Consider the following 25,721-nt stretch of genomic DNA (forward strand, 5'->3'; position numbering starts at 1 on the left):
ACGTATTAATACCGATAACATTAATAGACGCCCTTGAATTGGGCTTTAAGTTGGGGGATGCTCTATAAAACTAGTATAAAAGAACTATTTTGGGAGGAGGTGATAACCGTGACAATTTCTCTAGTAAAAGGCCAGAAGGTTGATTTAACCAAAGGCAACGCTGGGCTATCGAACATCATTGTTGGCTTAGGATGGGATCCAGCTGAGACTAAAGGCAAGGGCTTGTTTGCACGGAAAAATACAACTGCGAACATCGACTGTGATGCTTCTGCATTATTACTCAATGCAAATGGTAAATTGCCGAAAAAGGAAAATATTATTTGTTTTTATAACACCAAGAGCCCATGCGGTTCCGTTCGACATACAGGAGATAACATTACCGGTGAAGGTGACGGAGATGATGAGCAAATTATTGTTGATCTTGCTAAAGTTCCGTCGGACATTGAAAGAATTTTAATGGTTGTAAACATATATGAGTGCGAATCTCGCAGACAAGATTTTGGGATGATTAAATCCGCATTCATTCGTGTTGTTAATCCTTCGAACAATCAAGAAATCGTACGATTCAATTTAACTGATAGTTATGCCGGGATGACAGCTCTTCTCGTTGGTGAAATTTACCGACACAATGGCGAATGGAAGTTCAATGCCTTAGGTGAAGGAGCACACGCTCCCCACATTAATGATTTAGCCCAGCGGTATACTTAATTTATATCAAGAGGAGTTGTATCTATGTCTATTAGTTTGGAAAAAGGCCAAAAGATCGATCTTACGAAAACTAATCCGGGGCTGACTAAAGTAGTTGTCGGTTTGGGATGGGATACAAATAAATATGATGGAGGCCAAGACTTTGATTTGGATGCCTCTGCATTCTGCCTAAACGCTACGGGAAAAGCTGGTAGCGAAAAAGACTTTATTTTTTATAACAATAAGGAAAACATCAATGGGTCTGTACTACATACCGGTGACAACCTGACTGGTGAAGGCGATGGAGATGATGAACAATTAAAGGTAGACCTTTCTGCTGTTCCGGCTGAAGTCGATAAAATCTCCTTTTGCATCACCATTCATGATGCGACTGGACGTAACCAAAACTTTGGACAAGTATCCAATGCCTTCGTTCGCATTGTTAACGAAGATACGAATGTGGAACTCCTTCGTTATGACCTTGGAGAAGACTTTTCCGTAGAAACCGCGATTGTTGTAGGTGAACTGTACCGCAACAATGGTGAGTGGAAATTTAACGCGGTAGGGAGCGGCTACAAGGACGGTTTGTCCGGGCTTGTTCGTGATTTTGGACTTTAACCATTAAAAGCCTTATAAATGGGCCGTCTATCTGACAGGCGGTCCATTTTTATGGGCAAATTACTTTAAGGGGACGATATTTATGGCAGTTAACTTGGCGAAAGGTCAAAAAGTTGACCTGACAAAATCCAATCCGGGCTTGACTAAAGTTATTGTTGGACTGGGGTGGGATACCAATAAATATGATGGAGGGAAAGATTTCGATCTGGATGCAACTGCTTTTTGCCTTAATGAAAATGGCAAGGTAAGCTCAGACGCAGACTTTATGTTCTATAACAACCCATCTAACAGCAATAATTCTATCGTTCTTTCGGGTGATAATAGGACAGGCGAGGGTGCAGGAGACGATGAAACCGTTAAAATCGACCTTGCCAATATACCGGCTGATATAAATAAAATAGCATTTTGTATTACGATTCATGAGGCCCAAGAGAGAAATCAAAACTTTGGACAAGTTGCTAACTCGTATGTGCGTGTTGTAAGTGAAGCTTCTGGAGAAGAACTCATTCGCTATGACCTCGGTGAAGATTACTCTGTGGAAACTGCGGTTGTAGTTGGTGAGCTGTACCGCCATGGTGCCGAATGGAAATTTAGCGCTGTTGGCAGTGGCTTTCAAGATGGATTAGCGGGCCTTTGCCGGGATTTTGGTGTAAGTATCTAATTAACGAGAAAGGAGAAGCGAATAGCATGACGATAAGTTTATCCAAAGGACAACGTATTGATTTAACCAAGACGAACCCAGGTTTGAAAAAAGTACATATTGGCCTTGGTTGGGATATTAATAAGTACAATACTGGTCAAGACTACGATCTGGATGCATCTGCATTTTTGCTTCATGAAGATGGTAGAGCTAAAAGCGCTGATGATTTTGTGTTCTATAACAATCCTAAGACGGCTAATGGTTCTGTTGTTCATACAGGTGATAATCGGACTGGTGAGGGGGAAGGTGATGACGAGCAAATCATTATCGACTTTTCCTTAATTCCGCAACATATTCACCGCATTGGCATCACGGTAACGATACACGATGCAGCATCTCGAAATCAAAATTTTGGTCATGTATCTAATTCCTTTGTCCGTGTACTAGACGCAGAAACGAATAGGGAAATCGCCCGATATGATCTGGGAGAAGACTTTTCTCTGGAAACTGCTGTCGTCATTTGTGAATTATATCGTCATGGTTCCGATTGGAAATTTCAGGCGATCGGGTCGGGGTTCACAGGTGGATTATCTGCGCTTTGCAAAAACTATGGTTTGGATGCCCAGTAACATAACCATTTAGAGCATTTCTGTGTAATCACATTTTCAAATAATGAAAGGTTGATATCCGTGACGGTCTCCCTTGTAAAAGGTCAAAAAGGTGACCTTACTAAAAACAACCCCAACCTGACTAATGTCATCATAGGAATGGGATGGGGTAACAGAAATAGTTCCCTTGATGTTGATTTCTCGGCATTTTTACTAGCACCAAACTCTAAAGTAACTAAAGATGAGGATCTGATATTTTACGGAAATCCGACCAATCCTGGTAATTCCATTTCCGTTATATCAAATAGGCAAACCTATTCAGGAATAACGGATCAAGCTCAAGTATCAGTATCACTAAGAAATATTCCATCCCAATACGATCGCATTTCTTTTGCGTTAACCATCTATGATGGCGAAAAAAGAGGGCAGGATTTTTCCCAGGTTGATGATACTTACATTCGTATTATAGATCCTATGAGCGGGAGCGAAATTATTCGCTTTAACATTGGGAAATCTTTTTCTGTAGAAACAGCAATCGTTGTAGGAGAATTGTATAGATACAATGGCGAGTGGAAGTTTAATGCCATAGGTTCTGGTTACTCAGGTGGGTTGGCCGCTTTATGCAGCAGCTACGGCATTGAGGTCAAAGAGCAGCCATCCAATAATTCTACGGATATATCGTCTGAATCGGGCACTCCAGCACCTACACCGGTACCACCTACACCAGTATCACCCACACCCAAACCACCAGTTAACCTTTCAAAGATAGAACTGAAGAAACGCGGAGATGTAATCAACCTTGAAAAGGGCTCCGGTTCTCTAGGTGAAATTCTTGTTAATTTAAATTGGAACCAAAAGAAACAGAAGGGGTTTTTCGGAAATAAGGGGGTAGACCTTGACTTAGGCTGCTTATTCGAGCTTAAGGATGGTAGCAAGAGTGTAATTCAGGCATTAGGGAATCGCTTTGGTTCTCTGAATCGCTCGCCCTACATTTCCCTTGATGGGGATGATCGAACGGGAACGGTTGTCGGAGGTGAGAACCTTAGAATTAATGGCCATCATATTTCCGAAATTAAAAGGGTCCTTGTGTTTGCCTTTATATACGAGGGTGTAACGAACTGGTCAGAAGCCGATGGAGTCGTAACGATAACGCAAAAAGGCGGACCAGATATCGTTGTTCGTATGGACGAGCATAACAACCGAAAGGGTATGTGCGCAATTGCGATGATTCGTAACGTGAAAGACCAAACTTTCAGCATTGAAAGACTTGTGGAGTATTTCTCTGGGCATCAAGAGTTAGATCGGGCATATGGTTGGGGAATGAGATGGACTACAGGGTCTAAATAATTTTAATTTCTATGGGGGAATCTCAAGCACATGTCCGACTTCATTAGTAGTTTTGTTGATAACTTTATGGCCTTTTTTGATTGGAATAACCTCACCAGTCTCCTATCAGATCCAGTCACATGGGGAATTATTGCTTCGCTCGTTCTTCTTGAAGGGCTATTATCAGCAGATAATGCGCTAGTACTTGCGGTACTGGTCAAGCACTTGCCTAAAGAACAACAGAAGAAAGCATTACTTTACGGTATCATTGGTGCCTATGTATTTCGCTTTATAGCTATCGGTGTGGGTACTTTTCTTGTCAAGATTACTTGGGTTAAAGTTGCCGGAGGTTTATATCTCCTGTGGATCGCCTGCAGCAATTTGTTTGATTTGCAGGTGAAGTGGATCCGTGCAGGCAAAATTCCTGTAATCCCCTACATTGGTAAAAAGGTAGATGACGAGGGTGAAATAGAAGGAAAAGGCTTGAGTTTCTGGCGTACGGTTATTACCGTTGAGTTGATGGACATTGCATTTAGTATCGACTCTGTCATCGCAGCATTTGGTGTAAGCGAACAAGTATGGGTCCTGTTCCTGGGAGGTATCCTCGGGGTTCTCATGATGAGGGGAGTCGCGCAAGTTTTCCTTAAACTTATTGACCGTTTTCCTGAACTTGAGAAGGCAGCATTTATTCTAATTATTATTATCGGAGGAAAAATGCTTGCTGCTGTAGTTGGATTCCATATGAGTCATGTCCTATTCTTTGGACTATTAATTGCAGTTTTTGTTGGGACGATGATCCTCAGTTCTATTCGCAAAAAATCAGAAAAATCGAACGCGGAGTCCATGTAATAACACATGAGAAATGTATTTGGATTTAAGTGCCTTAGCCTAAAAATAAATATCCCTCCTCATATATCAAGGGAGGGGTATTTTTTAACCTTCGAAAATTAGCAGATGAATAATTTGCTCAATCATAGATTTATAGGCTTATGAAGGAGGTAAATGTGGTGCGATATTTCAATTATTTACAGGGTAACGAAGACTTTTTCTTTCAAAGTCCACAGCCATTTACCAACAAGTCTAGTAAAGAAATTATTGCTCATGCTGTAGGCGCAGCCCTATATATGCCTGCAACAAGACCGAACATCGCAAACGAACTGGTGTCGGGTAAGATTCAGGGGTTAGTTACGGCTGTTATTGATCTGGAAGATGCAGTGGGCGACAACCAGCTGGAAGTAGCCGAGAAAAACCTATGCGTTCAATTGTACAGGATCTCTACGTTAAAGAAACAGGGGGTGGTCACAGAGGAAGACATCCCTCTTATTTTCGTCAGGGTCCGTACCCCAGAACAAATGAAGAGGATTATAACTGTTTTGGAAGAGACAATTGAAGTCATAACGGGATTTACTCTACCTAAGTTTTCGTTAGCTAATGGACAGCAATTCTTGAATTTATTACACGAGTATAACCAGTGTAAGAGTAGCTGCGCCCCAACTTTATACGCAATGCCAATCTTGGAGACGAGTGATGTCATTTATCGCGAATCTCGAATACGGACGCTACTGGACATCAAAGACCTGCTGAACTGTTATAAAGAATACGTCTTGAACGTTCGAATTGGGGCTACGGATTTTTCCAGTCTATTTGGACTAAGGCGAAACCCGGACATGACCATATACGATATTGGAGTTATACGTGACTGTATTGCAGACATTATAAACGTTTTCGGAAGATTTGATGATGCGTATGTGATCTCAGGGCCTGTATGGGAGTATTTTAAGAGCGACCGTGTGCTTAAACCCCAGTTAAGACAGACGCCTTTTGAAGAAGCAGCAGGCAAGCAAGGACGCCTTATTCGAATGGATTATATAAATATGTATGTAGATGGACTGATTCGCGAAACTGTTCTGGACAAGGAAAATGGGATCATAGGAAAAACGATTATCCATCCGTCTCATTTATTACCAGTTCAGTCTATGTACGTGGTTACGCATGAAGAATATATAGACGCTACGAATATTATTGCCAATAACAATGGTTCTTTCGGGGTTTTAAAGAGCCAATATGAGAATAAAATGATCGAAATCAAACCACATTTGAACTGGGCAAAACGGATTATATTACGATCTCAAATTTATGGGGTGTTACATGAAAACCAAAACTATACAACACTACTCATCGAAACTAGAGGTATCGAACAGGTACACGTATAAAGTCCTCGGCGACCTGGAGGTTCATATTGAAGTCTTGGATAATCCCTTCGGATTACCGCTCGAGTCATTATTTCGGATGGCTGCCAGAATCAACAAAAAAAGAAGTTTTTTGTTCGTAAGCAAATTGTTGGGAAAGCATATTCCTGTCATTCCGGAGGTCTCTTTGCTTGGCGGAGCTGCATTGGCACTGCTTTATCAGATGCATGCTAATGGAAAGTTAACGCTCGATATTCATGACATTATGCGTGCCCTTGTAGATCTTAACTCTGCAGGTGAAACATATAAGTATATGAAGTCCAACCTGCTTGAACTATCGGAGCCAACCTTATTTATAGGTTTTGCTGAGACGGCAACAGCCTTAGGGCATAGTATGTATGATGTTTTTAATGGACCAGCGAAGTACATTCACACTACAAGGGATGAAATTGTCGGAACCAAGCCGCTTCTTACTTTTGAGGAAGAGCATTCACATGCTACTGCACATCGGTGTTATTCGTCTGATCCTGAGTTTTTTCATGGAGATACACCGGTAGTATTAGTTGATGATGAGATTACAACAGGGAGAACAGCGTTAAACATCATAAGGGACCTACAGCAAAAACATCCAAGAACTCGTTATGTTGTTGCCAGTCTATTGGATTGGCGTTCTAATGAAGATATTAATCGCTTTGCTGCGATGGAAAGGGAGCTGGGTATCTCCATACACTGTTTGTCTCTTCTAAAGGGTCGAATAAAAGTGGAGGGTGCTGCTCCGGAAGTTCACGGGGTAGACAGTTTATCTTTGATTCCGACACACAAGGTACAGGTTCAGCATCACTATATAGGACATGCTTTCAGTGATATTCCAATGTCTTCCATTAACTCATTGAGAGAACAGAATGATAAGCCTTACTTGGAACTAACCGGTAGATTTGGTTTGCGGAGTTCAGACAATAAAGTACTGGATCATATGATTTCTTCAGCGGCTTCATTATTAAAGAACCACAGAGTAGGAAAAAGAACCTTGTGTATGGGTACAGGTGAATTTATGTACATACCGATGAGGATCGCGTCTGAAATGGGACAAGGAATTCTCTATCAGTCGAGCACCAGAAGCCCTATACATCCCAGTAGAGAAGCAACTTATGGAATTCAGAATGCTTATTCTTTCCATTCCCCTGAAGATCGTAATGTAGATTACTACTTCTACAACATAGCTGATGGGCAGTATGATGAAATTTTTGTATTCGTAGAGCGGTCAGACGAATCAAGCCTGGATACTTACTTAAATGCCTTAAGACTGACCGGAATTCCTGTTATCCATGTTGTGCATTTTAATGTTAATAACCAGGATGCCGCCCATAATGTTCTTCTGGAGGTTGAAACATGACTGTTATAAACAGGATAATTCCAGCTCCTGCTCCTCTTGGCAGTTATAAGAATGAAGATGTTGTATTTCTATTAAAGGATTTAAGCGATATCCCCCTTGAAAAAGGGAATGAGGACCGTGAGGTGGCGATTCAATCTGGCACTCATTATTCGGAGATGTTACCTGTAGAATATCAGCCGACTGATGAATATATACAGCTGTTTCACTCTACATTAGCTGCGTCAGCCCAAAAAGTAGCTGCAGCAGCAGCTGTCACAGCCGAGCTGATCGTCCGAAAAAGAGGGTTCAATACAATTATCGCTTCCTTAGCAAGAGCAGGAACACCAATTGGAATCCTTATTAAACGATATATTAAGATGGTATATAACCATGATCTTCCGCACTACAGCATATCTATCATTCGAGGTCGAGGAATTGATGAGAATGCGTTGTTGTTCATGCTTCAGAACCATTCCGGTTTAGATATTCAATTTGTAGACGGATGGACTGGAAAAGGGGCAATCCGAAACGTGCTGATTGAAGCTTGCAACTTATTTGAAGACAAGTATGGAATCACACTTAGTGATGACCTGGCTGTCTTGGCAGATCCGGGCTGCTGTTCGACTACCTTTGGCACGCGTGAAGATTTCCTTATTCCCAGCGCGTGTCTGAATTCTACCGTATCCGGATTAATGAGCAGAACGGTGCTTCACAAAGATCTTATAGGTCCGAATGAATTTCATGGAGCAAAATATTATAAAGAATGGTTGCCAAACGACGTATCTAATTTGTTTGTAGACCATATCTCCAATCAATTTAAGTACGTCATCGCACAGGCTAAAGCAAAAGCAGATAGCCTGATTAGAAACCCTTCTCATAATATAGCCACCTGGCAAGGAATGAAGGATATCCGAAGAATACAGGAGGAGTTTGGTATTGAGAATGTTGATCTGGTGAAGCCGGGGATTGGTGAAACAACCAGAGTTCTTTTGCGTCGAGTTCCCTGGAAGATTCTTGTGAACCGTTTAGACAATCCTAACCTTAAACATATTTTACTTTTAGCCAAAGAACGCAATGTTCCTGTTGAGATGTATCCTGAACTTACTTATTCTTGCTGCGGAATTATTAAGCCGTTAAAAGGCGGTGAACAAGTATGATATTTGCCAGTGATTTAGACCATACCCTCATTTATTCCAAGAGATCTATGGGGGATGAGCATAGAAATTCAGAGCTTATTCCTGTGGAACTTCACAATAATGAATATAGATCGTTTATGACCCAAAATACCTTATCGCTGCTGCAACAGGTAATGCAAGTTTCAACATTCGTACCGGTTACGACTCGAACCGTAGAACAATATAAACGGGTGTTCCATATTTCTGAAAATTTGAAAACTAAATATGCTGTGACAAGTAACGGCGGTAACATTTTGATAGATGGTATGCCAGATCCAATATGGGCCAAGAGGATAAAGGTAGCATCGGACCGTTGTCTTGATCCTGCTGAAATCAATAAATTGTTTGAAGAAATTTCATCGCCGGAGTGGGTACTTCGGGGGTATCTTGCAGATGGCTTGTTCTTCACCTATATGATCGATCAAACGAAAATTCCAATTGATATAGTAGAAAATTTCAGGATTAAACTGGCTTGCCTTGGATGGAGTCTTTCAATTCAAGGTCGAAAGCTGTATCTTATCCCAACAGAAATAAACAAAGGGAACGCTGTTAAATATCTTAAAGAAGTGTTATCGTGCTCATTCGTGGCTGCCTCGGGAGACTCTCTACTGGATGAGAGTCTATTAATGGCTGCTGATTTTGCGGTGGCCCCCTCTCATGGTGAATTGTTCAGTACGTATAAAAATAGCGGAGCGTATAACTTCACAAAGGCAGTGGGTATAGTGGCAGCCGAAGAAATTCTGAAATCGGTTTTGGATGCTTTTAAATTACGACAAGTCACGTCAGCTTAAATCATATTCGTGAAAGAGGGAAGATATGTGATCAAGAATATATGGTTTAATCGGACATTCTCAACAGCGAGTCATTATGTTGAAATGATTCGTAACAATCCAGATCGAAATGACTTCAACATTTTCGCTACTCATCCAAAACGTCACTCATTAATGCTTCAAGTTGCTGACTATGCTGAACTTGAGCCGATATTACAACTCGATGAATACCCTGCTTACTGTTTAGATTTCTGTAAAAGGCATAAAATCGATATTTTCATTCCTCATTACGGATTGAATGAGATTGTAAAACATAGAACACAGTTCGAGGAAATCGGGACAAAAGTAATGCTGGCTGGGGATGAGAATCTATTATCACTTGTTGATGATAAAGGCATGCTGTTTAAAACCTTGAAAAATGTTTCGGGCCTTCATATTCCAGATTATTACGTTGTACAAACATTGAATGAATTTATGGAAGCATACACAAGTTTAACTGACAAAGGTCACCGGGTCTGTATTAAGCCTGTTTCAGGGGAAGGAGGAGCAGGCTTCAGGATTGTGACGGAGGATCGGAAATCAATTTCCAGCTTATACCGATCTGTAGATTCTTCGATACATCTTGAAGAAATCATTAGGTTGCTTGGCAGTGAACCGAGATTTCAAAGATTAATGGTGATGGAGTATATGCACGGGAACGAGTATAGCGTCGATTGTTTAGGAACCCCTAACGGAATTGCGGCCGCAATTCCACGTAAAAAAGTAGAGGGGCGTATACGGGCCTTGGAATGTAATGACGAGTTAATATCCATGGCTCATTCTATTCATAAGGAATTGCCACTGCAGTATAATTTCAATATACAATTTATCTATCAAGGAAGTACACCGAAACTATTAGAAATTAATCCTCGTACATCCGGAGGGTTATATACAACATGCCTATCGGGAATAAATTTTCCGTATCTCGCCGTTAAACTTATACTTGATCAGGAGATCGAAATACCTGTTCCAAAGTATAATATTTATGCAACTCACATAGAAAAAGAAGTGTTGTTAAGCCGGCAATTTTAATAGTTTCATCTTGTATCTTTATATTGGGACGCTCCATTGAGAGCGTTTTTTCTATAGTTCTCCAAGAATTGACAGGCTGTTGCTTAGGACTTAAGATACATATATTGATAGGCGAAGAAAAGTAAGGAAGTGTAAGGAGTGTTGTGAATGTAAGGGCTCCTTGTCCTGAAAACACTGCTTGTCTAGTAACTATGATCTATCCATATGTTAATGCTAACAGATTGGAGGTTTACCCACATGACTCGATATAAAGCTGCTGCAGGGATATCTCTGCTTGGATTCATCGTATCTTTGTTTACATCCAAATTTTTACCGGAGTTAATCAACTTACTAATACCCACATTATTTGCAATGGCAGCAATTGCCCTTTTAAGCCGGTTTTCTACTCCAAAGATAAAGGGCCCTGTTGTTCCTCAGATAGAGTCTATGGAGCAATCTAGGGCTGTTCCTGACCGTTTAGAAGAGAAAGTGCAAGTACAGCCTGATGTTGAGGAGAAAGGTTCCGAGATAAACGATCCTTTTTGGGGACCTGTTATCGAATATATTCAGGTTACCGAAGATATGGTTATATCAGAAGGACAAAAAAATAATCTTGATGATGAAATTGTCGAAAAAACACTAAGTGTACTAGCGAGAGTAAACCGATTAATACCTCAGTTGAAGACATTACAGGATGGTAATATTAATCACAATATTCAAAGACTCATTTTCAAGGATTTAAATGGAGCTATAAACCCATTCTTAAACTTAAGCGGTGAAGCCAAGCGTCAAAACCGCAGATTATTGTTGAACGGCCTGAAGGATATTAACACAAAACTGTCGATGTATGTAGAAACTATTGAACATAAAGATCTTATCGAATTACAGACCAGAGTGGATCTGATTCAACAAAGATATCGTTCTGTTTAATTAAGAAACCGTGAAGAATAACAATATACTATAATGGGAGGACATATTCATGTCTACAATACAAATGGTGCAATTAAAAGAGACGGACATCACCAAAGTAGAGCAAGAAGCACAGCAGCTCATCCAACGTGTTGCGTCTACGGATTCGATGGAACTGGAGACTTTAATGGACAACATCGGACGAATGGGACAAAAGACCATTGAACAGGCGAGCCAATCACTCGGCATGTTACAGCGTCCGGTAAATGAAATGATGTCGGGTAAAAGATCCGAAGTTTCCAATAATATATTAAAACTTAGATCAGAGATCGACTCACTCAGCAAAAGCAAGCAACTCGGTTTTTTTGATAAGCTGTTGAAGAAAACACCACTAAAAAATTACATATATAAGTACCAGTCTGTTAAAACAAATGTCGATGCGATCGTTCAGTCTTTAAGGAATGGTAAAGAAACATTAGAAGAAAATATTGTTTATATGAAAAATCTCAAACGTTCATCTCTGGAATCTGTATATAATTTGCAAATCCGTATTGCAATGGGGCATAAACTAAAAGAGCTATTTGAGCTTGAAATTGCAAAGCCGGATAATGCAAATCGGAAAACCCATTTGGAGCGAGGTTTGCGAAAAGTGGTAACCCGAATACAGTCCTTTGAAGAAATGGTTATGCTCTATCAGCAAGCAATCGCTGGAACAGATATTATTAACGATAACAATGATAAGCTTATTGACTCGGTTGAATCGACAATTGATAAGACCCAGCATTTAATTTCCGTATCGGCAATGATAACTATGGCTCTTCAGGATCAGTTAGACACGATCGATGCGGTAAACTCTGCAAATTCGACACTTCAGAATATGTTTGAAGAGAATTCACGAATGTTGAAGGAGACAACCCAGAAAACCAATGACCTGCTAGGAAAACCTGCTATTCAATTGGAATCAATTGATCGAGCAATGACGGATTTATTCACCGCAATTGATCTGTATGAACAATCCAATCGCTCTATCATTCAATCAGCGTCAGAGCATACAAAGCGTTTAAGCGAGATTAACGGCAAGATGCACGATCGTTTGGGTTTAATGCCTGGAAATAAGCCGAATCAACAACTGGAGCCGAAAACAAGCGAAGCAGTGAGCAGCAGTTTTCTGGATTAATTGTTCATGAGAGGTGCCTTTGGGCACTTCTTTTTTGCAAGACACAGGCTGTAAAAGTATTTATATTAACATAACGGAACAGCCCTCTTCATACACTATTAAAAAAATGAAGAGAGGCTCAAATATGTGGGGACCCATCGTTTGCGGAATATTAATCGTTGTGTTTATCATTGTGGCCAGTTTAAATAAGGCTGAGGGCATAGATGACCACACGAAGTAGTTTAAACAGCAACTGATGACCGGCACTGATCAATTTGGTTAGGAAACAATTATCAGTTAATCCCATAGCCAAGGAGCGCGTTCTAAATGGAGGATTTTAGTTATTCTCAACCAACTGAAACCAGCTATAATATAAAGTTTATGTATGGAGGGGAACCCTTCAATTTCAATCTTTTTCTAAAAAACGAATCTTGGATTCTACATCCGTTTGACGGGATTTTACTTGGTAATCAACAGATGTGCTCTTTAGTAATGAATGAGCTTTTTAAATATAAACACTTTCAGGTGATGCTTGCCAAACAGCGTATTTCTTTTTCCGAGATCAGGAGCTCTATTGAACTGGAAAGTGTGGACGAGCCGATTTCCATTTTTAGAGATCAGGATCAATTTAAGTCGAATAGTCAGAGAGACGAAATCATGGATTTTGTTGAACAGAATACTGTCGAAGAGGTCATTCAAATAGAGTGCGATTTCATTCGGGAACGAAGAGACTTCCACCAGAAAATTCTGGAACGAATGTTTATGGACAACCTGAGCCCTTCTGATCATGAGTTTGTTATTATTCAGAAGATCGCTAAAATATACAATCAAGCTGAAATGCAAATGTCAGACCTCCTTGGTCCTCCATTTAATTTCGAAGACAAGAGACGGTGGTAATATAGCAGCAAACTTTGCTCGTTAGTCTGTTTTTCTAAATGTTCATTTTTGAATTGTATGGTAATCAAAAGTTTTACTTATACTATCACATTAATGTAAACGCATACTTATTCATGGTATAATGCATCTAATAGCTTAAGCGATCTTAGGGTTTGGGTTTGATAGGTTGTGAAACTTGCCTGGGGGTGTTGCGAGAATGAGAAGATATAGCGTTTGGCGTCCGATTATGCTGATTGCGGTAGCGCTGCTTACGAACAGCTTGGTTACGAATTTGGCCGGCGTGTTTGGCATGTCGCCGGAGTCGGCAAGCAGTTTGGGTGTAGTCGCCATGATTATTGCCGGATTAATTACGTATAATCGTATGATGAAGTCCCGCCGCAAATGAATATTCATTCAAAACTTTCATTAAAATGAACAGCATGTTTGTAAGCACCTTGCCGAGGTGCTTTCTTTTCATAAAGCGCTATTATTTTTTTCCAAATGGAATGGTCTGAGCACTTCCACTTTGGCGTGTCATACCAACTGTAACCCGCCGTGTTATCTATAAAACCCGTTAAATCAACACTGCAGGAATCAAATCTTCCTAACTCTTCTAGATATGGGATAAAACATGTCTTAAACGTTTCACCGCGGCACAGATGCAGTTTGACAGATTCACCCAAATTTATGTTGAAAAGGGTCTGTTTTATTAATATATTGTAAATAGCGCGAATCTAGTATTCGGGCATATATACCTAGGAGGGTTATCCTTAATGAAAAAAGGGGTCATATCTTTAATCAGTTTGGCGTTATCTGTCACAATGCTGGCAGGCTGCGGCGACAAACCGGCGTCAGAGCCAAGCGGCGGCGCAGGCGGCGACGCACCTAAGGCAAACTTCAAGGTAGGGATGGTTACAGACGCGGGAACGATCGATGACAAGTCGTTTAACCAAGGCACGTACGAAGGTATCGTGAAGGCGAACGAGGACTTCAAAATGGAGTATAAATACCTCAAGCCAGCTGGAACGACAGAAGCCGACTATTCAAAAGAGATCGGAAACCTGTACGATGCCGGATTTAAATTCATTGTAACTCCGGGCTTCAAATTTGAAACAGCCGTGTTCAAAGCACAGGACAAGTATAAAGATGCTAAATTCGTTATTATCGATGGAACACCTCATTCCGGGGAAGAGGGCGCAGCACCGGTCGTTAAGGAAAATACCGTATCCATCTTCTTCGCGGAACAAGAGTCGGGCTTCCTGGCTGGCGTAGCCACTGCGCTTCATGTGAAGGATGGACAAGCAGGCTTCATCGGCGGCATGGAAATCCCTCCTGTACAGAAGTTCAACTGGGGCTTCCAGCAGGGTGTAGCTTACGCTAACGAGAATCTCGGCACGAAACTGGTGATTAACAAAGAGAACGTTGTCTACCAAGGATCTTTTGACGACGTTGCAGCAGGCAGCCAATTGGCGGCTCAAATGTATGACCGCGGCGTGAACGTGATCTTCGCGGCAGCAGGCGGCGTTGGCGTGGGTGCAATTAACGAAGCGAAGACTCGCGTACAGAACGGATCCGAAGTATGGATCGTTGGCGTAGACGTTGACCAGTACCAAGATGGCGTTTACGAAGGCGATAAATCGGTAGTCCTGACTTCGGCCGTGAAGAAAATCGACCATGCGGCTTACGATATGATCAAAGCTGAAACCGAAGGTAAATTCCCGGGCGGACAGACACTTACACTGGATGCGACCAATGACGGCGTCGGCCTTCCTGAGAATAACCCGAACCTGAGCGAGGACGTTCTGAAGCAAGTAGACGAAGTGTTCGGCAAGATCAAAGCCGGCGAAATTAAAGTAGCCGCAGAGCAAGGCGAATTGATTAAGTAGTACAACACACTAAAGTCATCTACGGAACGTGGATAGACTTACTTGAAAAGCAGCGATACCGCATGAAAAAAGACGGATTCCCTCCGTCTTTTTTTAAGGTATTAGAATTTATAGGTTATTTCAGCGAAGCGTAAGCAATTCTGTAATCGCACTTATATGTTTTTGGGGCCCCCGCAAAGTATTTGGAACAAGCATCGAAGCATAGGCTCCACTTTGTGGGGCTATTTAAGGTATCAGACCGTATCACCGGCGCAAGCGATTGCATGCTGATATTGAATGTAGAAATCGATCTATGTAACTGCGTTCTGGCTGTTTGGAAGTGAGTCGATCCGCGTTTTTTTTAAGCAGTTTATGCACAGGAAAATTCAACAAAAAAGAAGGAGAGGACCCAAAACCATGGACTATGTTGTCGAGATGGTGGGCATCCGCAAGGAATTTCCCGGGATCGTGGCCAATGACGATATCACAATTAGGCTGAAAAAAGGCGAGATTCATGCGCTGCTCGGTGAGAACGGGGCGGGCAAGTCCACCTTGATGAGCATCCTGTTTGGCATGTATCAGCCTGACCGTGGCGTAATCAAAGTCAACGGCAAGGACGTGCGGATCTCGAATCCGAACGTCGCGAACAAACTCGGAATCGGGATGGTGCATCAGCATTTTAAATTGGTCGAGCCGTTTACCGTGACCGAGAATATTATTCTGGGCAGCGAGACGCGCAAGTACTTCTTCGGCTTGGACGTGAGATCGGCTGCCAAACGGGTCGAGGAACTGTCCAAGCGGTACGGCCTCAATGTTGACCCTTATGCCAAAATCGAGGATATCTCGGTCGGGATGCAGCAGCGCGTGGAAATTCTCAAAATGCTGTACCGCGACGCGGAAGTGCTCATATTCGACGAGCCGACCGCTGTGTTGACCCCTCAGGAAATCGAAGATTTGCAGGGCATTATGAAAAACCTGGTCAATGAAGGCAAATCCATTATTCTGATCACTCATAAATTGAAAGAAATTAAAGCGGTTGCGGACCGCTGTACCGTCATCCGCCGCGGCAAGACAATCGGCACCGTTGAAGTGGCCGACACGAGCCGCGAAGCGATGGCCGAAATGATGGTGGGCCGAAGCGTATCCTTTAAGGTGGACAAGCAGGAGAGCCATCCGGGTAAAACCGTTCTGGAGATCAAATCGCTTACGGTAAAGAACAGCAAGAAAGTTGATGCACTCAAAGGCTTTAGTCTCGATCTACATGCCGGGGAGATTGTGGGTATTGCCGGCGTGGATGGTAACGGTCAATCGGAACTGATCGAAGCCATTACAGGACTTCGCCAGGCGGAAAGCGGAACGGTGAGCTTGAATGGAAAAACGCTCAACGGTCTATCTGTCCGTCAACGGAATGAAAGCGGAATCGGCCACATTCCGGAGGACCGTCAAAAGAGGGGACTCGTGCTGGATTATACCATCGAAGAGAATTTGATCCTTGAGGTGTATAACCGCCCACCGTATTCCAAGAACGGGCTGCTCCAGCCAGCAGCGATCCGCAAGCATGCGGAGCATATCATTCAGAGCTTTGATGTGCGTTCCGGAACGGGCGGCCGGTCGATCGTGCGTTCGATGTCCGGCGGTAACCAGCAAAAAGCAATCATCGGTCGCGAGGTAGAGCGCGATCCGGATCTGCTTATTGCCGTTCAGCCGACCCGGGGCCTTGACGTAGGCTCGATTGAATATATTCACCGTCGTCTGATCGAACAGCGGGACAAAGGGAAAGCCGTTCTGCTGGTTTCCCTGGAGCTTGATGAAGTGCTGAACTTGTCGGACCGCATTGCCGTTATCAACAACGGTGAACTGGTAGGTATCGTTAAAACCTCCGAAACGAACGAAAGAGAGCTCGGACTGATGATTGCCGGGTATCAAAAAGAGGAGGCACCACATGAATAACAGCGTAAAATCGTTGCTTGCCGTCCTATTCGGACTCATCGCGGGGGCACTGCTTATGGCGCTGACCGGACATAATCCGGTAGAAGGGTATAAGTATCTCATCCAGGGTGGACTCAAAAACCCGGAGCGGATCGGAAATACGCTGGCGACGGCGACTCCGCTTATTTTAACCGGTCTGTCCGTGGCCTTTGCCTTCCGCACTGGACTGTTTAATATCGGTGCTGCAGGCCAGATGCTGTTCGGTGGATTTTGCGCGACGGCTGTCGGCCTCTCGCTGGACCTGCCGCGGGCTCTGCTTCTGTTAGTCATGGTACTGGTCGGGTTTATCGGCGGTGCGCTATGGGCGGTTGTCCCAGGTTTCCTGAAGGCTAAATATAACGTGCATGAGGTCGTATCCACGATCATGATGAACTGGACGGCCTACTGGACCGTTTATTATGTTATTCCGGGTTACTTCAAAGGGGCGAGCCTGGAGACGGAATCGCGCCAGCTTCCGCCGGAAGCTATGCTGCATCAGCAGTGGCTCAGCGATATGTTTCAAGGTTCTTATGTCAATCTGGGCTTTTTTATTGCGGTCATTGCTGTTCTGGTCGTCGCTTTTCTTATTAACAAAACAACGCTCGGATACGAATTGAAGGCGGTCGGATTCAACCGGCACGCTTCCGAATATGCGGGTATCGCTGTCAAACGCAGCATCGTGCTGTCCATGTTCATCTCCGGCGGCCTCGCGGGCCTCGCGGGTGTGGCACAGTATGCGGGAAATGCCTCCAGCATGCAGATCGGCATTCTGCCGAGCCAGGGATTTGACGGGATTGCCGTAGCCCTGCTCGGAATCAACGCACCTATCGGTGTTTTGGTGTCGGCACTGTTCTTCGGGATTCTCTACTCAGGCAGAGGGTTTATGAATGCCATGACGGAGATTCCACCGGAAATCGCCGATTCGATTATCGCCATCATTATCTATTTTGCGGCAACCAGCATCTTGATCGAACGACTATACCGTAAATTGAAGCTGCGTCGCGCGGCTAATAAAAAGCAGGGGGAGTAAGGACATATGTGGACAACGATTGAACAGATTTTTCCGTATGCCATCGCTTACACGATCCCGCTTTTGATTACCGCCTTGGGCGCGCTGTTCAGTGAACGAAGCGGGGTCGTCAATATCGGCCTTGACGGCTTGATGATTGTCGGTTCTTTCATCGGCGCCTTTGTCATATTCAAAATGCAGGCCCAATGGCCCGGCCAATCGTGGGTATTATGGGTAGGACTATTAGCAGCAGCGGCAGCGAGTGCGTTATTCTCGCTATTGCATGCTTTTGCCAGCATTAACCTCAGTGCCAACCAGATTATAAGCGGTACGGCGATCAATATGATCGCGGGTGCCCTGACGATTTTCCTTGCCCGTAACATTACAGGGAGCGGCAAGATCAGCATCACGAATGGTTTTGCACCGTTTGATGTGCCTGTGCTGTCTAAGATACCGGTTATTGGGGATTTGTTTTTTACGAAAACCTATGCAACAACCTGGCTTGTACTGTTAGTGTTAGTGCTCAGCGCACTAATATTGTACAGAACGCCGTTCGGTCTGCGACTCCGGTCCTGCGGCGAGCATCCGCACGCGGCGGAAGCAGCAGGTATTAAGGTACAGTCCATGCGGTATGTCGGCGTCATGATCTCGGGTGCTTTTTCCGGACTCGGGGGAGCGGTCATTCTGTTGACGTATTCCGGTGAATTTACGGGAAACGTAGCGGGACTAGGGTTCCTGGCGTTGGCGTCCTTGATTTTCGGACAATGGAAACCGCTCGGCATCCTGCTGGCCACCTTATTCTTCGGATTTGCCACGACGGTAGCCAACGTTTCGCAGGTCATTCCGTCATTGGCGGTAATCCCGCCGGTCATTCTCAAGATTTTCCCTTATGTTGTCACGCTGATCGCACTCGTGATTTTCTCCAAATCCTCGAATGCGCCGAAGGCCGTAGGGGAGCCGTTCGATTCAGGTAAACGGTAACGCATTGCGCAAGTCGATGTAAGACAAATAGAACCTCTGATATGCCTATGCCCCTTTAGGGTTAGGTCTATCGGAGGTTTTTTTACATCTAGCATACTTTAGGTTAGTACTCTCAAAACATATCTGGTATATATAGTTAATAAGGCTAGAAATTTAATAGAATAGAGGAGTGAAAACCTGAATGCGCATTCGATTACATAGGTGGCAAAAGCAGCTAAGTATGTTTATGGCTATCGTCATGCTCCTGAGTATCATCGTTCCTTTCAGTCCCGTGAAGGTAGCGGAGGCTGCTCCCCAACATGACCAGGTTGTGATTAGTCAGGTGTATGGGGGCGGCGGGAATAGCGGGGCCAGTTATACGCATGATTTTATCGAATTGTTCAATCCGACAGGTAGTCCCGTCGACCTGACAGGCTGGAAGGTGCGTTATGCAAGCGCAGCAGGCACTTTTAACAACACGACCTCTTTAACTGGTACCATAGAACCTTATGCCTATTATTTAATCCAACAACAGAGTAGCGGCTCGGTAGGTGGCTCGCTGCCGACAGCAGATGCTGCAGGATCATTGAACCTTAGCGGCTCCAACGGCAAAGTTGATCTGGTGAACGCCGCGGGGGATCGCATCGATCTCGTTGGCTATGGATCTGCTTCAGAATCTGAGACGAGTCCGACCGCTGCTTTATCCAGCAGCACGGCAGCGATTCGCAAGGAATTGACCGTTGGTCAAAATGATCGCGGCCTTGACACGGATAACAATAAGGCGGATTTTACCGTTACGACGCCGGAGGCCCGGAACAGTGTGAGTCCCGTTACGCCGGTTACGCCTGGCTCGGGCTTGGGAGCGGTAACGGCCAATCCGGAGCCTAATGCCTGGCCAGCAGGAACGGAGATCACGCTGAATCCGCCTACGGTGGGCGCTTCCGTTTATGCGGATGTGTATCTGTCCAGTGGAAATTCGGGATATCAGCTCGTGAATGGCCCGATCGAGATTAACGAGCCTACGCGGGTGGATGCCTATGCAGTCCAGGATGGTTTACCGGATGGACCGGTCTCCTCTTTCCAATATGATATTTTAACGCAAACGTCCGTCGCTGAAGCCCGCAGCAAGGCTAAAGGCGAGCATGTATGGACGGAAGGCATCATTACGCATATCGAAGGCAGAGAAACCTACATTCAAGATGACACGGCCGGTATCGTGCTCTATGACTACCCGCTTAATGCCAGCGTTGGCGACCGGGTGAGCGTGGCCGGCGTGATGGAGATTTACAACAATCTTCAGGAGATCAAACCTCACGCCCTGCTGCCCCATGACGTAACGGGTGCAAATGCAGGAGTGCCGCAGGCTTTTCAAATTACCGGAGCTGATCTATCTGCAGCTTCGGGAGAAACTTATGAAGCGCGACTTGTCTACCTGGACGATGTCACCATCAAGTCCGAAAACAGACCTGGGGAATATACGGCCGAGCAAGGTGGTCATGAATTCATTATCTATTCCGGATTGTCCAAGCTGAAGACGGTAAAAACCTTCAGCCGCGTCACGGGCGTGGTGAAGCAGTTTGGAAACATCTATGAGCTGATCCCTTTAGGCGAGGATGCCTTAATCGAAGAGATGTTCTCCGTGATTGCAAGTCCCGGTGCCGGACCGATTATTACCGGGGGGACGGTGACGCTGTCCAGCCCAACGCAAGGGGCTAGCATTTATTATACGCTCGATGGATCGGTTCCGACGCCATCAAGCACATTATATAGCTCGCCGATTCAGATTGATCAGGATACAACCATCAAAGCCATTGTCGTCTCGGGTGCGGATGTGAGCAAGGTATACGAATTTGCTTACCAAGCTACTCAGCAGCCGCGCATCGCAGATATCCAAGGCGAGGACCATACTTCGCCGTATACTGGACAGACGGTAACCGATATTGAAGGCGTTGTAACCCAGTACGGTTATACGTTCTCTAACGGCAATATCAAGGGATTCTACATCCAGGATCCGAAGCCGGATTCCAATCCGGATACCTCGGACGCCATTTTCGTGTATTCCACGGATCCAAACCGGCCTCAAATCGGAGATTTGGTGAGCGTAATCGGTAAAGTGGCCGAGTATAACGAGGGAAGCTCCAGCAACCTGACATCGACCCAAATCGAGATGCAATCGTTCAAGAAGCTGGATCAGGCTCAGCAGCTGCCTGAACCGGTTACCTTAGGGAAAGGCGGACGCCCGATTCCGGCTGCCATTATCGATAACGACGGCATGACGACGTTCGATCCGGACGAAGATGCCATCGACTTCTACGAATCTCTGGAGGGCATGTTGGTCAGACTTCCTCAGCCAACGATCATTAGTCCGTATTGGACAAGCGGCGGCACCTACAACATTGCGACCCGTGTTGAGAACGATATCGCGGATGTCATTACGCCAGCCGGCGGACTGGTTCTGAAAGAGCAAGGCAATTTCAACCCGCAGCGTCTCCTGATTGCTTACGGCAATCCGGGACAAGAAGTGGGCACAGGCGATACGTTTGCCGATGATGTGATCGGCGTGGTCGGTTATAACGGCGGGAACTTCAAGGTGATTCCTGCCAAAGACAGCTTGCCTGCAATCACAAGCAGCTCTTTTAAGCAAGAGGTATCCACTATCGACGTGAATGAGGAACAGCTCAGCGTAGCGACGTATAATATTGAAAATTTCTATCCGGGCGTAAGTTCCACCAAAATCAACAAGCTGGCGGAGTCGATCGTAAACAACATCAAGTCCCCGGATATTATCGGCCTGGTGGAAGTACAGGATAACAACGGTGAACAGAACAACGGAACTACCGCGGCTGACCAAAGCTACCAGGCTTTGATAAACGCCATCAAGGCAGCGGGAGGACCCGCGTACAGCTTTACCGACATCGATCCGGTGAATAATAATGACGGGGGAGCGCCTGGAGCGAACATTCGGGTAGGGTTCCTCTACAACGCGGAACGTGTCCAGTTATCGGACAGCGTTCAGGGCAAGAAAGGATCCCCGACGGAATCCGTTGCGTATGATGCGGCGAAGGATCAGTTAACCCTGAATCCGGGACGGATCGATCCGCTGAATGCGGCATTCAACGCGTCGCGTAAGCCTCTGGCCGCGCAGTTCGAATTCCAAGGGGAAAAAGTGATCGTCATTGCGAATCATTTTAACTCGAAATCCGGAGACCAAGGACCTTTCGGCAATACCCAGCCGCCGGTTCTCTCCAGCGAAACGCAGCGCCATCAGATTGCAGCCGTCGTGAACGGATTCGTGAAAAGCGTTGTGTCTGCTAACCCAGATGCGAACGTCGTCGTGCTGGGGGATTTGAATGATTTCCAATTTACCGAAACGGCGAACATTTTGAAAGGCAACGAATTAGATAATCTGATCGAGAAGCTTCCGCCTGCGGAACGATATACGTACACATATGACGGAAACTCGCAGGTGCTGGATCATATTTTGGTCAGTAAGAACCTGACCCGCTCTACGCAAGCCGATGTCGTGCATCTGAACGCCGATTTCCCGGCCTCCAAGGGCCGCGTATCGGATCATGATCCGGTTGTCGCGCAGATCGACCTGAAAGGAGAAGCCGTGAACGGCTTCCCGCTTACGATTTTGCATACCAATGATACGCATGCCAATCTGGACACCGTAAGCTCGCCGGATAACATTGCGCGCCGGGTTACGGCAATCAAGGAAGCCAAAGCGAATGCGGTCAACCCTCTGCTCGTGGATGCAGGGGACGTATTCTCAGGCACGCTGTATTTCAATCAATATTTGGGACTCGCCGATCTGGAGTTCATGAATTTGGTTCAATATGATGCCATGACCTTCGGTAACCATGAGTTCGATAAAGGATCCGAGGTGCTGAACGATTTCATCGAGCATGCGGAATTCCCGTTTGTCTCTTCGAACGTGGATTTCTCTGAGGATGCTTTATTGACCCAGAAATTCAAGAATGAAGTGACCCGGGATGCCAAGGATGCAACCATCTACCCTGCCATCATCATGGAGGTAGACGGGGAGAAGGTAGGCCTCATCGGACTTACAACCGAAGACACGGCGAACATCGCTTCGCCTGGAGACGTCGCCTTCGATGGTGCGGTGCAAAAGGCAAAAGACACCGTAGCGATGCTGCAGAAGGAAGGCATCAACAAAATCGTTGTGCTGTCACACCTTGGATATGATGTGGACGTCAACCTGGCCAAGGAAGTCGAAGGCATCGACATCATCGTGGGCGGCCACAGTCATACCAAGCTGGATGAGGCGGTTGTGGATCGTTCGGACAGCGAACCGAAGCTGATCGTGCAGACGGGGGAAAAGGGACAATTCCTAGGTCAGCTGGAGGTCGTATTTGACGACGAGGGTATTCTGCAGGAATGGAACAGCAGCCTCATTTCCGTTGACGAGAAAGATAGCGCTGGCCAATACGTGATACAGCCGGACCAAGAGGCGCTGCAAATTCTGAATACCAAATATAAGCCGGGTGTGGAGCAGTTAAAACAAACGGAGGTTGGCACGACCGAAGTGAAGCTGAACGGCGTCCGCGCCGATGTCCGCACGAAGGAAACGAATCTCGGCAATCTGATTGCCGATGGCATGCTGGATGCGGCGCAAGCCGCCGGCACGAATGCGGTCATCGCCCTGCAGAACGGCGGCGGCATCCGCGAATCCATTGAGGCAGGCAAAATCACGATGGGTGACGTCATGACGGTGCTACCGTTTAACAATGATCTCGTCACGATCACGTTAACGGGCGCCGAGATTAAGGAAGCCATGGAGAACGGGGTTTCCAAGACGCCTGCTGCGGATGGCCGCTTCCCGCATATCGCGGGTATGAAGTTCTTCTATGATTCGACCAAGCCGGTTGGGTCACGCGTCCTGCGTATCGAGGTGAAAGGCAAGAACGGATACGAACCGATCGACATGAATAAATCGTATGAGGTAGCGACGAACGCATTTACCGCTAAGGGCGGCGACTTCTATGCATCGCTCGAGAAGGCCTACCTGGAAGGGCGAGTGAACTTGCTCTATAAGCCTGACTATGAAGTATTCTCGAACTACGTAAAAAAAGTAGGCACCATCACAGCCAAGACCTCCGCCGTCGAAGGACGGATTACGGACTTGAAGGGAGCGCCGCTTCCGGGAGGACCTGATCCGGGCGGGCCGGGGAACCCTGGGAACCCGGGCACGCCTGGAACGACAGGACCGACGACGCCACCCGTGAATCCATCGAATCCTGGCACGACACCGCCAGCCGAACCAGGCAAGATCAAGGTACCGGTTAAGGTGGAGAACGGTGCGGCAGCAGGCAGCGTGAACGGAGCCGCCATGAAGGAAGCCCTGAAACAGCCTGTTGGCGGAAAAGTTACCGTAGAGGTAACCAGCACGCAGCCAATCTCTTCTTCATCTATTACCATCGAGAATGAAGCGCTGCGGGCATGGATTGACCAGACAAACGCGCAGGTGCTGGTGGTAGCAACGCCTTACGGAAGCTATGAGCTTCCGAAGACGGAGATCGATCTTCAGGCGCTGGCGGCCCAAGCCGGCTCGGACATGAACAGCCTTCAATTGGTCATTCAGCTTGCTATCGATGAGGATGCCCTCAAATCAGCGGCGTCTAAAGGATATAATGCAATACAAGCTGTGAGCTATACCGTGACAGCGAAGTCCGGCAATGGAAAAAATTTCGCGCTGGACGCATTCCAATCGTATGTAAAGCGGTCCCTGAATGTCGACAAATCGCATGCTTTGACGGATATCGCGGTTGTTCGGGTGGACGGAAACGGCATATACACGCCGATTCCATTTAAGGTAAACGGCCAACGAATCGATATCTATAGCCGCACGAACAGCACGTACCTGGTGTTGCAGAACCCGGTAACGTTCCAGGACATCGCGTCGCATTGGTCGAAGGGCAACGTTGAATCGCTTGCGGCCAAAATGATCGTGACCGGGCGTACGGAGCAGACCTTTGTTCCGAACGCTTCGGTCACTCGGGCCGAGTTCGCAGCGCTTGTCGTTCGGGCTTTGGGCCTCTCTGCAGATGCCGGATCAAGCAGCTTTAAGGATGTGGCGCTTTCCGACTGGTACGCGAGAGCAATCCAGGCAGCCGTCGATGCCGATATCATTACCGGCTACACGGACGGCACGTTTAAGCCGAATCGGACGATCACGCGCGAAGAGATGGCCGTGATGGCCTACAACGCGCTGGAGTATGCCGGATACACCCCCGTCGACGCGGCAAAAGCCCATTTTGCCGATGCGTCCTCGATCGGTGCTTGGTCTCAGGTGGCGGTGTATGAATTGGCGGGTCTTGATATTCTGAACGGGGATCCGAAGCAGCGTTTCAATCCTAAATCAAATGCGACCCGCGGCGAAAGCGCCGCTGTGCTCCATCGTTTGATGCAGGATTTGACGTACGTAAAATAAACAGGTTCTATAGCGGTTGGATGCATTTTGGGTTAGTCTCTTGGTTATAAACGAGAAGGGGGCGTCCAACAGCAAATCTGCTGAAGAAC

Annotated in this window: 20 protein-coding genes; all 20 read left to right on the forward strand. The window is 45.8% G+C overall.

Going from position 1 to position 25,721, the window contains the following annotated elements:
- The first annotated feature begins 57 nt into the window (after window positions 1-57).
- The 20 genes from ACETK5_RS21415 (at window position 58) to ACETK5_RS21510 (ending at window position 25,632) form a co-directional block, all read left to right on the forward strand.
- On the forward strand, window positions 58-708 hold the full coding sequence (locus ACETK5_RS21415; protein ID WP_394058333.1) for a TerD family protein: 651 nt from the start codon (window positions 58-60) through the stop codon (window positions 706-708).
- A 24-nt stretch (window positions 709-732) separates the two neighbouring features.
- Complete coding sequence (locus ACETK5_RS21420; protein WP_339269626.1) at window positions 733-1,305, forward strand: TerD family protein; 573 nt, start codon at window positions 733-735, stop codon at window positions 1,303-1,305.
- An 82-nt stretch (window positions 1,306-1,387) separates the two neighbouring features.
- Complete coding sequence (locus ACETK5_RS21425; protein WP_339269628.1) at window positions 1,388-1,966, forward strand: TerD family protein; 579 nt, start codon at window positions 1,388-1,390, stop codon at window positions 1,964-1,966.
- Between the two features lie 26 nt (window positions 1,967-1,992).
- Window positions 1,993-2,574, forward strand: a complete 582-nt coding sequence (locus ACETK5_RS21430) for a TerD family protein (RefSeq protein WP_394057737.1) — start codon at window positions 1,993-1,995, stop codon at window positions 2,572-2,574.
- Window positions 2,575-2,634: 60 nt separating this feature from the next.
- A complete protein-coding gene (locus ACETK5_RS21435) occupies window positions 2,635-3,900 on the forward strand; it encodes a TerD family protein (protein WP_394057739.1) in 1,266 nt (421 codons plus the stop codon).
- A 30-nt stretch (window positions 3,901-3,930) separates the two neighbouring features.
- Window positions 3,931-4,728, forward strand: coding sequence for a TerC family protein (locus tag ACETK5_RS21440; RefSeq protein WP_394057741.1), 798 nt, complete (start codon window positions 3,931-3,933; stop codon window positions 4,726-4,728).
- A 158-nt stretch (window positions 4,729-4,886) separates the two neighbouring features.
- Complete coding sequence (locus ACETK5_RS21445) at window positions 4,887-6,092, forward strand: HpcH/HpaI aldolase/citrate lyase family protein (RefSeq protein ID WP_394057743.1); 1,206 nt, start codon at window positions 4,887-4,889, stop codon at window positions 6,090-6,092.
- Window positions 6,028-7,461 carry a phosphoribosyltransferase family protein gene (locus ACETK5_RS21450; protein ID WP_394057745.1) on the forward strand — a complete coding sequence of 478 codons (1,434 nt, stop codon included), beginning with the start codon at window positions 6,028-6,030 and terminating at the stop codon, window positions 7,459-7,461. The genes ACETK5_RS21445 and ACETK5_RS21450 overlap by 65 nt, the downstream gene beginning before the upstream one ends.
- Window positions 7,458-8,597, forward strand: a complete 1,140-nt coding sequence (locus ACETK5_RS21455; protein ID WP_394057747.1) for a cysteine protease StiP family protein — start codon at window positions 7,458-7,460, stop codon at window positions 8,595-8,597. Before ACETK5_RS21450 ends, ACETK5_RS21455 begins: the two co-directional genes overlap by 4 nt.
- Window positions 8,594-9,406 carry an HAD family hydrolase gene (locus ACETK5_RS21460; RefSeq protein WP_394057749.1) on the forward strand — a complete coding sequence of 271 codons (813 nt, stop codon included), beginning with the start codon at window positions 8,594-8,596 and terminating at the stop codon, window positions 9,404-9,406. Before ACETK5_RS21455 ends, ACETK5_RS21460 begins: the two co-directional genes overlap by 4 nt.
- A gap of 27 nt (window positions 9,407-9,433) precedes the next feature.
- A complete protein-coding gene (locus ACETK5_RS21465) occupies window positions 9,434-10,456 on the forward strand; it encodes an ATP-grasp domain-containing protein (RefSeq protein ID WP_394057751.1) in 1,023 nt (340 codons plus the stop codon).
- A gap of 237 nt (window positions 10,457-10,693) precedes the next feature.
- Complete coding sequence (locus tag ACETK5_RS21470) at window positions 10,694-11,365, forward strand: hypothetical protein (protein ID WP_394057753.1); 672 nt, start codon at window positions 10,694-10,696, stop codon at window positions 11,363-11,365.
- 49 nt (window positions 11,366-11,414) lie between these two features.
- The gene (locus tag ACETK5_RS21475) at window positions 11,415-12,521 is read left to right on the forward strand and encodes a toxic anion resistance protein (RefSeq protein WP_394057755.1); all 1,107 of its coding nucleotides are present in this window, start codon (window positions 11,415-11,417) and stop codon (window positions 12,519-12,521) included.
- Between the two features lie 306 nt (window positions 12,522-12,827).
- Complete coding sequence (locus tag ACETK5_RS21480; protein ID WP_394057757.1) at window positions 12,828-13,397, forward strand: hypothetical protein; 570 nt, start codon at window positions 12,828-12,830, stop codon at window positions 13,395-13,397.
- A gap of 196 nt (window positions 13,398-13,593) precedes the next feature.
- Window positions 13,594-13,782: a hypothetical protein gene (locus tag ACETK5_RS21485; RefSeq protein ID WP_100539745.1), complete on the forward strand. Its 189-nt coding sequence runs from the start codon at window positions 13,594-13,596 to the stop codon at window positions 13,780-13,782.
- Window positions 13,783-14,149: 367 nt separating this feature from the next.
- Window positions 14,150-15,262 (forward strand): BMP family lipoprotein, encoded by a 1,113-nt coding sequence (locus ACETK5_RS21490; RefSeq protein WP_100539746.1) that lies wholly within the window; start codon window positions 14,150-14,152, stop codon window positions 15,260-15,262.
- Between the two features lie 396 nt (window positions 15,263-15,658).
- Window positions 15,659-17,191 carry an ABC transporter ATP-binding protein gene (locus ACETK5_RS21495; protein WP_394057758.1) on the forward strand — a complete coding sequence of 511 codons (1,533 nt, stop codon included), beginning with the start codon at window positions 15,659-15,661 and terminating at the stop codon, window positions 17,189-17,191.
- Window positions 17,184-18,239 (forward strand): ABC transporter permease, encoded by a 1,056-nt coding sequence (locus tag ACETK5_RS21500; RefSeq protein ID WP_071219220.1) that lies wholly within the window; start codon window positions 17,184-17,186, stop codon window positions 18,237-18,239. The genes ACETK5_RS21495 and ACETK5_RS21500 overlap by 8 nt, the downstream gene beginning before the upstream one ends.
- Window positions 18,240-18,245: 6 nt before the next feature.
- Window positions 18,246-19,199 carry an ABC transporter permease gene (locus tag ACETK5_RS21505; RefSeq protein ID WP_076322522.1) on the forward strand — a complete coding sequence of 318 codons (954 nt, stop codon included), beginning with the start codon at window positions 18,246-18,248 and terminating at the stop codon, window positions 19,197-19,199.
- Between the two features lie 181 nt (window positions 19,200-19,380).
- A complete protein-coding gene (locus ACETK5_RS21510) occupies window positions 19,381-25,632 on the forward strand; it encodes a 5'-nucleotidase C-terminal domain-containing protein (RefSeq protein ID WP_394057761.1) in 6,252 nt (2,083 codons plus the stop codon).
- The last annotated feature ends 89 nt before the right edge of the window (window positions 25,633-25,721 follow it).

This window comes from Paenibacillus ilasis, from assembly GCF_043195395.1.
Taxonomy (GTDB): Bacteria; Bacillota; Bacilli; order Paenibacillales; family Paenibacillaceae; genus Paenibacillus_AQ; species Paenibacillus_AQ lautus.